The following is a 13339-nucleotide window of genomic DNA, read 5'->3' on the forward strand; positions in this document are numbered from 1 at the left end:
GGTGAATTTCAAAAAAATTATTTTTCTAATAAAGTTACATCTTTAAGTTCTTGTGGATATTTTGGAAGTAGTTGAAGTCCTTCTACTCTACTGTTAGCTGCCACAAGTGTTTCACCATAGCAAATGTATAACCATGGATAATCTTGATTTATAATCTCTTGAGCTCTCTTGTAAATTTCTGCTCTCTTTGCATCATCAACTGTTGAAAGACCTTCTTTTATTAAATTATCAAGTTCTTCATTTCCAAAGTACATAAAGTTTGGTCCCTCACCCTTGTTTGATGAATGGAAAGGTTGGAAAAGTTCATAGTGGGCATCCACAATTGATGGGTTCCAGCTCATGATGAACATGTTGTGCTCTTTTCTCTTTAGGGCATCCATGAAAGCTCCCCACTCAAGTCTTTCTATGTTAAGACCAATTCCATATTCCTTCAATTGGGCTTGCATCATAGTTGCAACATTAACTCTTTGAGTGTTGTCAGATGTGTAGATGGAAATATTTGTGCCTTCCCCTACTCCTGCAGCAGCAAAAAGTTCCTTTGCCTTTTCCTTGTTAACTTTGTTTGCTTCAAGAGAATCTGCTATAGAATATTTGAAGTTAGGGTTAATTGGACTTGTTGCAAGCTTTCCACTATTCATATAAACAGTTTCAAAAATTGTCTTCATGTCAATTGCATTTACCATAGCTTCTCTTGCTTCCTTCTTGTCGAAAGGAGCCTTGTCCATGTTAAATCCAATGAAGTGAACTGAGTTATCTAATTTTCTGTAAAGAGTTAGATCCTTGTTTTCTTCTATATTAGGAATTTCTGATGGGTCGATTTTATATGCAAGGTCTACTCCACCAGATTCAAGTTCAATAATTCTTTGTGAAGCTTCTGGTATTACCTTCATTTCGATGCCAGCAATACTAGGCTTGTCTCCCCAATAATTTTCATTTACTGAGAAAGTTGCATGATCATTTTGAACCCATTCATCTAATACGAAAGGTCCAGTTCCCATTGGTGCAGTAGCAAGGTCTGCTCCACCTTCTACATAGGCCTTAGACACAATAGACACAGCTGGGTGTGATAGTGAATTTAAAAAGGCAGCGTCTGGTTCAGTTAACTTAAAGGAAAAAGTTAAATCATCTTCCTTTTTGTAGGAATTTGGATCTATCTTGCCATAAAAAGATTTAAACTTTTCACTTCCTGCTGCTCTTTGAAGTGTAAAAATTACATCATCAGCAGTAAGTGGACTTCCATCAGAAAACTTAACTCCATCTCTTAATTTAATCTTAAAAGTTTGTGGGTCTGGGTTTTCAATTGATTCTGCAAGTGAATTTACAAGTTCGCCCTTTGCGTTTCTCTTTACTAAAGTATCATAAACTTGAATTAAAATATTTTCTGCGTAATCATCATTTAGTGCATTAGGCTCAAGCGTTGTAGTATCTTCAGAAACTGCAACTTTTAATACCTTCCCTTCTTCTCCTGACTTGTCCTTAGAGGAGCAAGCCGTCATAAACAGCGAAAGCACTAAAAGCATTCCAATAATTACTCTTTTCTTCATTATCATCTTCCTTTCTTAGACTCTTTTTATATCTGCTCCAAGATTTCTAAATTTCTCTTCAATTTTTTCGTAACCTCTGTCGATGTGGTGAATTTCAGAAATTTCAGTTTCGCCTTCAGAAACTAGTCCTGCAAGTATAAGGGCAGCTCCTGCTCTTAAGTCAGTTGCAGCAACCTTGGATCCGTATAGTTTGTTCTTACCCAAAAGTATAGCTTCTCTATCTACTACTTTGATTTTTGCACCCATCTTCTTAAGTTCTTCTGCGTGCATGAAGCGATTTTCAAAAACTGTCTCTATAATGGAAGATTGTCCTTCGGCTTGAGTTAAAAGGGCCATGAATTGTGCCTGTAAGTCTGTTGGGAAACCTGGATGTGGTAGGGTTTTTATTTCGATTGGTTTAATATCATCTGTACCTACAACCCTAACAGTGTCTCCATTTTCTATTACCTTTGCACCAGTTTCTTCTAACTTTGCTATAACTGGTTTTAGGTGGGATGTTATTATATTTTCAATAGTTATGTCTCCACCAGTAATTGCCGCAGCTACCATAAAGGTTCCCGCTTCAATCCTATCTGGAATAATTTGGTGAGTGCAACCTCCTAACTTTTCTACGCCCTTGATTTTTATTGTAGAAGTTCCTGCACCCATTACCTTGGCTCCCATTTTGTTAAGGAAGTTTGCAAGGTCAACAATTTCTGGTTCCATGGCACAGTTTTCCATAATAGTTTCGCCTTCAGCAAGGACTGCAGCTGTCATAATATTTTCTGTTGCTCCAACTGACGGGAAGTCAAGATAGATTCTTGTGCCCACAAGCTTGTCGCACTCAGCCTTGATTTCTCCGTGAGTCATTTCTATATTTGCACCTAGGGCCTTAAAACCCTTTAAGTGAAGATCAATTGGTCTTGAGCCAATGTTGCAGCCACCAGGTAGGGAGTTATAGGCCTTGTTTAACTTGGCAAGAAGTGGTCCCATAACAAGGAAGGATGCCCTCATCTTGCTCATGAGTTCGTAGTCAGTTTCGTAAGAGTTAAGGCCACTTGGATCAATTACAAGCTTGTTTCCATCTTTTTCTATTTTAAGTCCAAGCCCTCTAAGAACTTCTGTAATGATTTCAACGTCCTTTAACTCAGGCACGTCTTCCAAAACAATTTCTTCTGTCCCAAGAATTGTTGCAGCTAAAATTGGAAGAGCTGCGTTCTTTGCACCTGAAATTCTAACCTTGCCCTTTAGTGGGCCCTTTGATTTTACTAATATTTTATCCAAAAGGATTCCTCCTATAAAATTTTATTTATATTAATTTAATTATATCATAGAGAATCTATTAAATTAAGGGATTAAAACAAGACTATTAATAAAACACCCCTTTGTGTTAGAATAAATTATTAGAAATTAAAAGGAGGTTCTCATGAAGAAATTCATCCGTGAAAAATATAGAAATGTAGAAGAATCAATTTATGCTGTAGACTACTCTAGCATCTATCCAGACTTTATTAACTTTGGCGTTGGTGACCCCGACCTCATGACTGACGAGGCAATAATAAAAGAAGCCTACGACTCACAAATGGCAGGTCACACTCACTACGAAGATCCACAAGGCTACATAGGTCTAAGAGAATCCGTAGCAAATTTTTATATAGATGACTTTGGAGTTTTTTGTGACCCTGATGAAGTTATGATTACTATGTCAGGAACTGAAGGAATGTTTTTAATCCTTCAAGCCCTCTTAGAAGAAGGCGACGAAGTAATAGTTCCTTCGCCTTACTTCAGCGTCTACCCAGACCAAATCGACATGGCTGGAGCTAAAACTGTCTTCTACGACACAAAATTTGAAAATGATTTTGACATAATCCCAGAAGAACTTGAAAAATTAATAAATAAAAAGACTAAGGCAATCATCATAAACACTCCCAACAATCCGACGGGAGCAGTCTATAGTGACGAGACCCTAAAGGCAATTTATGACCTTGCAGTTAAGCACGACATCTTGGTTATTTGTGACGACATCTACACAATTTACTCTTATGAGTCTGCCTTCACTCCAATGATTAAGTGGGACAAGAACTTTGAGAGAGTAATTTCCATCTCCTCCATGTCCAAGGACTATGTAATGACTGGTTGGAGGCTTGGTGCCATTGTTGCCCACAAGGACCTCATCAAGTCCATGACTGCCATTCACACAAACACAGTCTATTCTGTACCAACACTTTGTCAGTACGCAGGAGTTGTGGGAATTAATCAAAGAAAGAGAATCTGCCCACCACTTGCCGAAGAATACAAGGAAAGGATGTACCTTGCCTACGACAGACTAAAAAAATTAAAGCATGTAGAAGTTATGAGACCTAAGGGAACTTTCTACATCTTCCCAAAAATTTCAGTTCCAGGCATGACAACTGATGAAGTTGTGCAAGAAATTTTGGAAAAGGCTCACGTAAACCTAATAGATGGCAAGGCCTTTGGTTCTGCTGGCGACGGCTTTATAAGAATTGCCGTAACAGTTAATAAAGACAAGATCAACGAAGCCTTTGATAGGATAGAAAAGTTAGAAATTTTTCAAAAGTAATTTGTTTTTGAAAATAACTTAAAAATTTAAAGTAATAAATAGAAGTTCATCAAAAAAGACTGAGTCATAAAAAACTCAGTCTTTCTTTTTAAATAAATTTTAAAATTGCCCCATAGATAATTGGAATAAAAATTGCTGGCATAGAATTTGCAATTTTAAAGTCAACAAGCTTTAACATTGAAAGGCAAATTGCAATTATTATTACGCCACCTGTTCCTGAAAGGTTGCCTGCAACTTCTGGTGTGAAAATTGGAAGTAAGAAGCCAGATAAGAATACCATTAGGCCTTGATAAAGGAAAATAGGAAGGGACGAGAAGGCAACTCCCTTGCCAAAGGTCGCCGCTAAGAAGAAGGCTGTTATCCCATCCATAAGGGACTTGGTAAAGAGGATTTCATTGTTCCCCTTGACGCCAGCGTCAATTGCTCCAAGGATTGCCATGGACCCGACGCAAAAAATTAAGCTGGCACTAATAAAGCCTTCTGCAAAGTTTTCATCTTGACCCTTGACGAACTTCTTCATTAAAAAATTTGTAAACTTGTCAAGCTTGTCTTCAATATTTATTGCTTCACCAATGATAAGTCCAATAACTATGGAGCCTATCATGACGATGACATTCCCTTCAAGGGCGGACTTTATCCCTACTGCTATGACACAAAGGGGAAGAAATTTCATTATAGAGTCCTGGGTCTTTTTTGGAAATCTATGGCCTACAAGGGACCCAAGGAGTCCAAGGACTAAGACTACCATTGCATTTACAAAAACTCCTAACATGGTAACCTACTTTCCAAGTTTATTTTCTCTTCCATAATAAAAGAGATATTGGTTGGCAAAGCCTGCGTTCTTACCAAAGACTTCCCTGCCACGTGTGGCAATCTTGGACTTTGGTGTAACTTCCTTTAGGTATAATTCTTCCATGACCCTCTTTATCCAAACGTCAACTGGGAAGGACTCCTTCCTGTCAAAGGCAAAGAGGAGGATGCAGTCGGCAACCTTTGGTCCCACTCCTGGAAGAGTTTGAAGTTCCTTTCTGGCATCTTCTAGGTCCATTTCAGAAATCCTTTCTATGTCAACTTGACCTGATGCAATTAGCTTTGAGGCTTCAACTATCCTCTTGTCACGGAAGCCAACTCTTGCAAACTCTCGAAGGTCCTCTGGCTTGGCAAGGGCAAGCTGTTGAGCACTTGGGAAGGCATAGTATTTCCTATTCTCATCTTCTCCAAGATAGTCACCATACATTTCTGAAATCTTTTCAATTGCCTTTTGGATCCTAGGTATTTGGTTATTGGCAGAAATTATAAAGGAAATAATTGTCTCAAACTTGTCTTGGTTTAAGATCCTTATCCCCTTACCATAGTCTGTGGCATCCTTCATGACCTCGTCTTGGGCAAGCTCTTCCATTACAAGTTTGTAGTCACGAGAAAGGTCGAAGTAGTCATAAAAAATTTCTTCAAAGGACTTTTCATCTACTCCCTTTAAAATTATTTCATCTCCAACTTTTTTTGCATTGGCAACTATGCCATGAGTTACAAAAGTAAAGGACCCGTCCTCTTCTTCATACCACCTAAAGGCTTGACCACAAGTGAAAATATCTCTGGGATCAAACTCCTCTAGGCCACTAATTTTGCAAAGACCTTCATCAAAATTTATCTTCATTAAAAACAAAACTCCTATAAATAAAAAACCTATTATAAAATAATAGGTCAGCTAATTTCTTTCATAAAATAAGATAGGGTTAGAAGTGAATCGTTAAGTCTTATGTTTTCAACTACAATGCCTTCTGGTCCCTTTAAGTCGTAGGGTGCGAAGTTCCAAATTCCCCTTACACCTGCATCAATCACTTTGTTAGCCACATCTTGGCAGACTTCTCTAGGCACAGTGATAATGGCAACATCTACCCCTTCATCTCTTATGTATTTTTCCAAGTCCTCCATCTTACGGACCTTAATCCCACTTATGTCATCTATGTTATCCTTGATATCAAAAAGTGAAATCACATTAAAACCAGAATCTCTAAATCCATTGTATCTAGCAATGGCCTGTCCCAATCTACCAGCACCAATAACTATGCTCTTGTAAGACTTGTCTATTCCAAGAATTTTATCAATCTGGTCTTTAAGGGCCTTGGTGTTGTAACCATATCCCTGTTGGCCAAATCCCCCAAAATTATTTAAGTCCTGTCTAATTTGCGAAGCAGAAAAACCTGTGAGTCCACTAAGTTCCTTTGAAGAAACTCTCTCAACTCCATCTTCTATGAGTTCTTTTAAGTACCTGTGATAAACTGGCATTCTCCTTATTACAGTCTCGGAAATACCCCTTGCATTCTTCGGCAAATTAACACCTCCTAATTGTTTATATTATAACAATCTTTGCAACTTTTGTAAATTAAAGGAAAATATCTTTTTTTGTTTATTATTTTTTATGACTTTGTGTTTTACTATTACTTTGTAATTTTTTACGAGCTTGTACTTTTTTACGAGCTTGTACTTTTTTACGAGCTTGTACTTTTTTACGAGCTTGTACTTTTTTATAAATTTGTGCTGTTCCATAAACTTATAGTTTTTTATTAAGTCCTATCTTTCTATGAACTTATGATTTGTTACGAGTTAGTATTTATTTACTAATCAATAAAAATTTACATAAAAAAAATCGCCCTAAGGCGACTTTCTATTCATCAACTAAAATTCCTTGAACCACAAGCCTTGTATCTCCAGGCGAGCAAGTTTGTAGGGTTAGTATGTCCTTTATTTCCTCTGGCATGACCCCACTTACAAGATTTCTCTCCTTGATGTAAGCCAAGAGATTTTTGCCTTCTTCATTGCTATAAGATGGACTCCTAAACTTAGCATAAGGGTCAGCATTATAAACTGCAAAGACCTTGTATTTCTTGTAGCCACTAAGTGAATAAATTTCTATAAACCTGTCTTCCTTAAAGAAATCTTTATCCTCATACTTGTGAAGGTCCTTAAAATTACCGGCACGTTGATTGTTGTGACCGTAGATAATTGTGTTCTGGTCAGAGAAGTCTTCCTTGTTCCTATAGTCCATAAAGATTGCACCGAAAACATTGTACTCGTCCTTGTAATTGTGGTTTAGGTAGTAGTTATTGTCACTTCCCTTGACTATGGGATAGTCTATATCTGTCCCACCAACTCTTATCCAACCAACAACAGAAGGGTAGTCTTTTCTTAGGGCCTCAATTTTTTCTATGGCCTCTTGGTCCCTTTTCTTTTTCTCATCAAGTCCTGGATTAGAAGTTTTAACTTCTTCTCTCTCAAATTTTTCTTGGACTTCTCTTGTGGCAGACTTAAAGTTCTTGTCTTCCTTGTTGTAGTTGTAAATCCTGTAAAGACTTGTGAGCAAGATTATCACAAGAAGAATTTCTATTATATTTATGATTTTTTTCTTCACTTGACTTCCCTCTCCTTTTTACTTTAAACATACACTCCTATTGCCAAGATTATTGAGGCTATGACCATTAAAATTTTTCCTAATAGTATCAAAAAATTTTCCCATGACTTGTCTTCCTTATATATTTTATAATTTTCGGGGACCTGTCTTGCCCAAAAGATGGCAAAAATTATAAAAGCCAGGCATTTTAATAAATCCATATCAACCCTCCCTTATGTCAAAGAAATTTTCTGCTATCATGCACCTTATTGATCCACCACCATATTTTGAAATTGTTTCAACATCAATTGGAAGGATCTCATCCTGTTTTTCAATTTTTTCTTTATTTTCTTTTCTAAGGTGGTCATAGGCTGACTGAGCTATAACAAGAATGTTTTTGTCATGGCCCTTTAGTTCAATAGAATTTCCTGCAAAGTTATCAAACTCTTCTTGGTTAAGAGAAATTATTTCCTTACCTGACTCTCTTAAGGACTTTAGAACTTCCTCCTTATTCTCTACTATTAAGTCATCTGCAATAATTGCAAAATTTTCACCCACCATCATCAAGACATTAGTGTGGTAGATGTAAGTTCCCTTGTCCTTGGACCTAAAGTAAACGGGTTTTAAGTCAAAGGCCTTGCAAAATTTTAAAAATTCGCCCTTGTCACAACGCTTTGAAAGACTTCCGTAGCAAATATTATTCCACCTGTCTATTACAACAGCTCCAGTCCCTTCAAGGACTCTTCCTTCATTATTTCTGAAGTCAACTATTTCAGCCCTCTCGTAGTCAAGAATCTTCTTAAGTTGTGGGAGGATTTTATCGTACTCTTCATTCCTATTGTCTGTGTACATTTCCGAAATAAAAATTTTGCCAGGGAAGGTTACAAAGACATTGTTGGGGAAAATTGAATCTGGTGTCTTATCATCAAAGTCCTCAATGACATCAACGTGAATATTTTTTTCTCGCAAAGCTTCCACAGCTTGGTCAAATTCTTTTAAAGCCCTCTCTTGAATTTCTCCCTCAGAAGTTTTCTCTGGGCTGACTTGGTAAACATTGTCTACTGCTGTCTCTGTATTAAAATTAAAGGCGTAGGGCCTAACTAAAATTACCTTATTTGTTATCATAGATTTCTCCTTTACATCAATTAAGTCAATTATAACAAATTTCCAATAAAAAACCCTCCACCAAGGAGGGATAAATTTTTCATTTATAAAATTTTACTCACAAGTAATAGTTAATTACATTCTCAAGAAGTAGGAGGTTAGTAATGCTTCCTATTCCACCAGGCACTGGAGAGAAGGCTCCAATCTTTCCCATGACAGCTTCTTCATCAAGGTCGCCACGATACTTACCTTCCTTGTTCTTCGAAGTTCCTATGTCAATTACAACTGCATCTTCCTTGAAATAAGTTTCGTCAAGAACCTCTGCCCTTCCCATGGCAGTGAAAATTATATCAGCAGACTTAGTGTACTTTCTAAGGTCCCTTGTGCCAACGTGACAAACTGTTACAGTTGCAAGTTCACTTAACAAAATCATAGCAAGAGGTTTCCCAACAACATTAGAATGGTTAATGACTACCACGTCCTTGCCCTTTAGTTCATAGCCATAAAAACCTAAGAGCTCATGGGCTGCCTTTGATGCAAGAGGGATAAAACCATCAAGGTGGCCGCTATAGACCTTGGCCCTGTTAATGGGATTCATACAGTCAATATCCTTTTCTGGATCAATAGCAAGAGAAATTACATCTTCGTTAATAGACTCTGGGAGAGGTCTAAAGACAAGTATGCCCCCAACCCTTTTGTCTTGGTTTAAGCCCTTTAAGCAGTCTAATATTTCTTCCTGACTTACATTTTCTTTGAATTCATTTACGTCTACACTAACTCCAAGTTTTTCTGCAGACTTTTTTATTCCCTTGAGGTAAGCAAGTGATCCATAGTCCTCGCCCACTCTTATAATAGAAATTATTGGTTTGTCCTTTAACTTTTCAACTTTTTCAACTAGGTCCCTAGTCTTTTTTTCAACATAGTCCTTGGCATATAAAATCTTTGTCATATTACCTCCTCTTGTAAGAGCTTCTTTTTTATTTTTAAAAATTATTTATCAAATTTTATTGCGCATCAAATTTTTACTTAGTAGACAATCATTCCACCGTTGGGAGAAATTATTTGTCCCGTCATGTAGGAGTTCTTGTCAGATACCATAAAGGCCACAAGTTCTGCGATCTCTTCTGTAGTTGCAAGTCGACCCATGGGTATGTCTTCTGACAAAATGCAGAGGTTGTCTGTCCCTATCTCTCTTGTCATTGGTGTGTCAACTGCACCTGGGGCAACTGCATTAACACTTATGCCTGAGTAGCCAAGTTCTTGCGCAAGGGCCTTTGTAAGTGCATTAATGGCACCCTTTGTTGCTGAGTAGTGACTCTCCATGGATCCACCAACTATTCCCCAAATGGATGTCATGTTCAAAATTTTTCCTGAGTGCTTCTTTAGCATGTAGGGAAGAGCTGCGTGAATTGCATTGTAAACTCCCTTTACATTTACATCGAAGATCTCGTCCCAAGTCTCTTCGTCAATATCTTGGAAGAGGGCATAAGAAGATATGCCAGCGTTGTTGATTAGGATGTCAACTCCCTTAAATCTTCTTTCAACTTCCTTAAACATGTCTTCAACTTCAGAAAATTTTCTCACATCTGCCCTTAGGGCAAGGGCGTCTTTACCCATGTCTCTAATTTCTTTTTCCAATTCTTTAGCTTCTTTTTCTGACTTGTTGTAGTTAATAATTACTCTGTAGTCTTCTCTTGCAAGTCTTCTTGCAATATCTCTTCCAATTCCTCGTGAGGCACCAGTAATAAGTACAGTCTTCATCTTGTGTCTTCCACCAACCTTTACTTCATTATACCAAATTTATAAAAATAATTTTGCAAAAGAAAAAAGCCATGTCAATGACATAGCTTTTTCCGGTAAATATGCTTTTAAATTATAGGTTTATTCTACCGTCTTCGAAGTCTTCTTCTGGGATAGGTCTCTTTACAATGTGATTGTAATAGATTTTTTCAACTGCCATTGAAATAGCGTTGTCGCCTGTTACGTTACAAGCTGTACCAAAAGAGTCTTGAGTTAGGTAAAGTGAAATCAAAATTGTAGCAAGTGTTCCTGATGATTCGATTCCAATAACTGGTAGGAACGGAAGGGCACTCATTACTGCTCCACCTGGCGCACCTGGTGCTGCAACCATGGCAACTCCAAGAACTGCGATAAACTTAAGTAGTAGTGGGAAAGAGTGTGGCATATCAAACATTGTAAGTAATGTGAATACACAAGCTGTAAGAGTAATCATAGATCCTGCTAAGTGAACTGTTGCACAAAGTGGGATACAGAATTCTCTAATTTGAGCTGTAACACCCATTTTTCTGTTACAAGCAACGTTAACTGGAATAGTTGCTGCAGATGATTGTGTACCTGCCGCTGTTAGGTAAGCTGGAAGTGCTTCCTTTAAACATTTGAAAGGATTTCTTCCTGTGTATGCACCTGCAACTGAAAATTGTAATATTATATAAAGTAGGTGTAGTGCAATGATGCAGATGAAGATCTTCCAGAATATTCCAAGAATTGCAAATACTGAACCTGAATATGATAGGTTACAGAAGTTACCAAAGATAAAGAATGGAAGTAGTGGAATTACAAATTTTGATAGTACTAGATTTATGATTTCGTTAAATTCATTGATAGCTTTGTAAAATACTTCTCCAGATCCTTTAGCTCTTAGGGCAGAAACTGTAAGTCCAATCATAAATGCAAGAACAAGAGCTGCTGTTACATCAATGAAAGGTCCAAGTGGAATTTCAAATAATGGTGCAACTTCATTTGCTGTTGCCTTTTGAATTTCTTCTGCAAGCTCTGGTTTAATAAAGCTTGGGAATATGTTTCTTGCCATTGTATAAGATAATGAGCCTGCAATTAGTGTAGATCCATAAGCTAATGCAACTGTTGCTCCTAAAAGTTTTCCAGCACCTTCTGATAGGTCTGCAATACCCTTAGATACAAAGGCAATAATCATTAGTGGAATTATAAAGTTCAAAAACTTTCCAAATAATCCTGAGATTGTAATTGCTACTTGAGTTACTACTTCTGGTAAAAATTGTCCAACAAGAATACCAAGTGCAATTGCAATAATAAGTCTAGGAATTAGACCTATTTTTTTCTTTTCCTTCATTTTCTTTAATCCTCCTTAATATTTAAAAACTTAGCCCTAATTTCTTGGCCAGTTTTTGTGCCTGCAAGTCCTCCAAGACCAGTCTCCCTAATAGATTCATGTAGCAAGTGACCAACTTCTCCCATAGCTTGACAAACTTCGTCAAAGGGAACAATTGATTTAATACCTGCAAGTGCCATATCAGCTGATATGAAAGAATTCATAACGCCTGATGCGTTCCTAAAGGTACATGGATACTCTACTAGTCCTGCTATTGGGTCGCAGGCTAGCCCCATTACATTAATAAGTGTAATACTGGCTGCTTGTAGTGCTTCTTCTGGACTTCCGCCAAGCATTTCAACTAATGCAGCAGCTGCCATTGCGCTGGCAGATCCACATTCTGCTTGACATCCACCTTCAGCACCAGCGAACGTTGCATATTTACCAATAATTTGCCCTATTCCTATTGATGTCAATAGTCCATTTATCAAAACCTCGTCATCTAAGCCATATTTTTCCTTAGCTGCCATTAAGGCTGCTGGCATAATACCAGAACTTCCAGCAGTAGGCGCTGCCGCAATAGTTCCCATATTTGCATTGGTCTCAGATGTGGAAAAGGCCATAGCCATTGCCCTAACTAGAAACTTGCTAGTTAAAGGGTCTTTATCTTTTTGATAGTCGTTCATCATTTTTGCAAAGCCGTCTATCATTTTATATTCAGTTTCAAAGGATTTTTCTAGTGTTTCTTGGGAAGATCCCTTCATAACCTCCAGGATTTCCCTTATCTTATTCTTCATCTCTTCCTCAGTCATCTTAAGGGCCTTTGTTTCTCCCTGAAGGACCAAGTCATAGATGTGAATATTATCCTTATCACAAGCTTCAATAACTTCTTTAGCTGTATTTAACATTTAAACCTCCACATATTTTGATGTAATATATCTGGAATTATTTAACAATTTATTTAACACACTCTCACTTGCACCTTCATCAAGTTCAACTGTAAGAGTTACTATATTTGTAAGCTCGTCCTTACTTGTATTTATAGATTCAATGTTGTAGGACTCCTTAGCAAGTATAGTCGATACATCTGCTATAACACCCTTTTGTTCAGGATATTGGAATAAGAGTGTAGGGAACTTACCGTCATAATCAACTTGGATTCCATTGATGTCAACAATTTTCATATTTCCCCCACCAATTGAGGATCCGATTACATATTCGCTATCTCTGTCTTTGTAATTAAATTTAATCTTTACTGTGTTTGGATGATAGTTTTCGCCAAGATTCATTGGTATGAAGGAGTATTTTATTCCTCTCTCATTTGCAATTTCATAGGCATTTCTTATAGAACTGTCATAGGTTTTAAAACCCATAATGCCGCCTAGAAGTGCCCTATCTGTTCCATGGCCCTTGTAGGTAAAAGCAAAGGAACCGTGAAGATAAAACTCAACGCTTTCATAATCATCTGGACATATTTTGGCTGCTAATCTAGCGATTTTGCAAGCGCCTGCAGTATGAGATGATGATGGACCAACCATTATTGGTCCAAGAATTTCAAACGAACTATACTCTTTCATTGGACTCCTCCTTATTTCTTAGACCTTATTTTAGCATAATAAACTTAATTTGTGAAATGAAATTACACTTGAAGACTG

The 13339-nt window shown here is 37.4% G+C and carries 14 protein-coding genes; 1 reads left to right on the forward strand and 13 read right to left on the reverse strand.

All coding sequences use genetic code 11. The features are described 5' to 3' along the window. Positions 1–17: 17 nt before the first annotated feature. Both ACWPVO_RS05195 and murA read right to left on the reverse strand, forming a co-directional pair. Positions 18–1544, reverse strand: coding sequence for an ABC transporter substrate-binding protein (locus tag ACWPVO_RS05195; protein WP_454207007.1), 1527 nt, complete (start codon positions 1542–1544; stop codon positions 18–20). A gap of 15 nt (positions 1545–1559) precedes the next feature. Then, entirely contained in the window at positions 1560–2807 is a 1248-nt protein-coding gene (gene murA / locus ACWPVO_RS05200) for a UDP-N-acetylglucosamine 1-carboxyvinyltransferase (protein ID WP_285074323.1), read from the reverse strand. Positions 2808–2949: 142 nt separating this feature from the next. Between murA and ACWPVO_RS05205 the strand changes: the two genes are divergently transcribed. Further along, positions 2950–4104, forward strand: coding sequence for an aminotransferase class I/II-fold pyridoxal phosphate-dependent enzyme (locus tag ACWPVO_RS05205; protein ID WP_454207009.1), 1155 nt, complete (start codon positions 2950–2952; stop codon positions 4102–4104). An 88-nt stretch (positions 4105–4192) separates the two neighbouring features. On the opposite strand, the gene ACWPVO_RS05210 is transcribed toward ACWPVO_RS05205, so the two are convergent. The 11 genes from ACWPVO_RS05210 to sdaAB all read right to left on the reverse strand — a co-directional run bounded on the left by ACWPVO_RS05210 (position 4193) and on the right by sdaAB (position 13261). Continuing rightward, positions 4193–4876 (reverse strand): DUF554 domain-containing protein, encoded by a 684-nt coding sequence (locus ACWPVO_RS05210; RefSeq protein ID WP_454207011.1) that lies wholly within the window; start codon positions 4874–4876, stop codon positions 4193–4195. 6 nt (positions 4877–4882) lie between these two features. Continuing rightward, a complete protein-coding gene (locus ACWPVO_RS05215; RefSeq protein ID WP_454207013.1) occupies positions 4883–5758 on the reverse strand; it encodes a DNA-3-methyladenine glycosylase family protein in 876 nt (291 codons plus the stop codon). 47 nt (positions 5759–5805) lie between these two features. Next, entirely contained in the window at positions 5806–6435 is a 630-nt protein-coding gene (locus ACWPVO_RS05220; protein WP_413012998.1) for a redox-sensing transcriptional repressor Rex, read from the reverse strand. Positions 6436–6769: 334 nt separating this feature from the next. Next, positions 6770–7513 carry a class B sortase gene (srtB, locus tag ACWPVO_RS05225; protein WP_454207015.1) on the reverse strand — a complete coding sequence of 248 codons (744 nt, stop codon included), beginning with the start codon at positions 7511–7513 and terminating at the stop codon, positions 6770–6772. Between the two features lie 23 nt (positions 7514–7536). Further along, positions 7537–7713, reverse strand: a complete 177-nt coding sequence (locus ACWPVO_RS05230) for a hypothetical protein (RefSeq protein WP_005955075.1) — start codon at positions 7711–7713, stop codon at positions 7537–7539. A 1-nt stretch (position 7714) separates the two neighbouring features. Further along, positions 7715–8617 (reverse strand): arginine deiminase-related protein, encoded by a 903-nt coding sequence (locus tag ACWPVO_RS05235; protein ID WP_454207017.1) that lies wholly within the window; start codon positions 8615–8617, stop codon positions 7715–7717. Between the two features lie 97 nt (positions 8618–8714). After that, entirely contained in the window at positions 8715–9545 is an 831-nt protein-coding gene (locus ACWPVO_RS05240; RefSeq protein WP_454207019.1) for a bifunctional 5,10-methylenetetrahydrofolate dehydrogenase/5,10-methenyltetrahydrofolate cyclohydrolase, read from the reverse strand. 77 nt (positions 9546–9622) lie between these two features. Further along, the gene (ymfI, locus tag ACWPVO_RS05245) at positions 9623–10357 is read right to left on the reverse strand and encodes an elongation factor P 5-aminopentanone reductase (RefSeq protein ID WP_005955067.1); all 735 of its coding nucleotides are present in this window, start codon (positions 10355–10357) and stop codon (positions 9623–9625) included. 112 nt (positions 10358–10469) lie between these two features. Then, positions 10470–11705 carry a dicarboxylate/amino acid:cation symporter gene (locus tag ACWPVO_RS05250; protein ID WP_148465022.1) on the reverse strand — a complete coding sequence of 412 codons (1236 nt, stop codon included), beginning with the start codon at positions 11703–11705 and terminating at the stop codon, positions 10470–10472. A 5-nt stretch (positions 11706–11710) separates the two neighbouring features. Continuing rightward, a complete protein-coding gene (sdaAA, locus tag ACWPVO_RS05255; protein WP_454207022.1) occupies positions 11711–12592 on the reverse strand; it encodes an L-serine ammonia-lyase, iron-sulfur-dependent, subunit alpha in 882 nt (293 codons plus the stop codon). Beyond that, positions 12593–13261, reverse strand: a complete 669-nt coding sequence (sdaAB, locus tag ACWPVO_RS05260) for an L-serine ammonia-lyase, iron-sulfur-dependent subunit beta (protein WP_005955324.1) — start codon at positions 13259–13261, stop codon at positions 12593–12595. Positions 13262–13339: the final 78 nt, after the last annotated feature.

Source organism: Peptoniphilus sp. Marseille-Q6390 (assembly GCF_965119475.1).

What these genes read in the sequence shown, in the direction of transcription:
- ACWPVO_RS05195 (WP_454207007.1), bottom strand. Translation starts at nt 1,544, where the DNA reads ATGAAGAAAAGAGTAATTATTGGAATGCTTTTAGTGCTTTCGCTGTTT.
- ACWPVO_RS05205 (WP_454207009.1), top strand. Translation starts at nt 2,950, where the DNA reads ATGAAGAAATTCATCCGTGAAAAATATAGAAATGTAGAAGAATCAATT.
- ACWPVO_RS05210 (WP_454207011.1), bottom strand. Translation starts at nt 4,876, where the DNA reads ATGTTAGGAGTTTTTGTAAATGCAATGGTAGTCTTAGTCCTTGGACTC.
- ACWPVO_RS05215 (WP_454207013.1), bottom strand. Translation starts at nt 5,758, where the DNA reads ATGAAGATAAATTTTGATGAAGGTCTTTGCAAAATTAGTGGCCTAGAG.
- ACWPVO_RS05230 (WP_005955075.1), bottom strand. Translation starts at nt 7,713, where the DNA reads ATGGATTTATTAAAATGCCTGGCTTTTATAATTTTTGCCATCTTTTGG.
- ACWPVO_RS05235 (WP_454207017.1), bottom strand. Translation starts at nt 8,617, where the DNA reads ATGATAACAAATAAGGTAATTTTAGTTAGGCCCTACGCCTTTAATTTT.
- ACWPVO_RS05240 (WP_454207019.1), bottom strand. Translation starts at nt 9,545, where the DNA reads ATGACAAAGATTTTATATGCCAAGGACTATGTTGAAAAAAAGACTAGG.
- ymfI (WP_005955067.1), bottom strand. Translation starts at nt 10,357, where the DNA reads ATGAAGACTGTACTTATTACTGGTGCCTCACGAGGAATTGGAAGAGAT.
- ACWPVO_RS05250 (WP_148465022.1), bottom strand. Translation starts at nt 11,705, where the DNA reads ATGAAGGAAAAGAAAAAAATAGGTCTAATTCCTAGACTTATTATTGCA.
- sdaAA (WP_454207022.1), bottom strand. Translation starts at nt 12,592, where the DNA reads ATGTTAAATACAGCTAAAGAAGTTATTGAAGCTTGTGATAAGGATAAT.
- sdaAB (WP_005955324.1), bottom strand. Translation starts at nt 13,261, where the DNA reads ATGAAAGAGTATAGTTCGTTTGAAATTCTTGGACCAATAATGGTTGGT.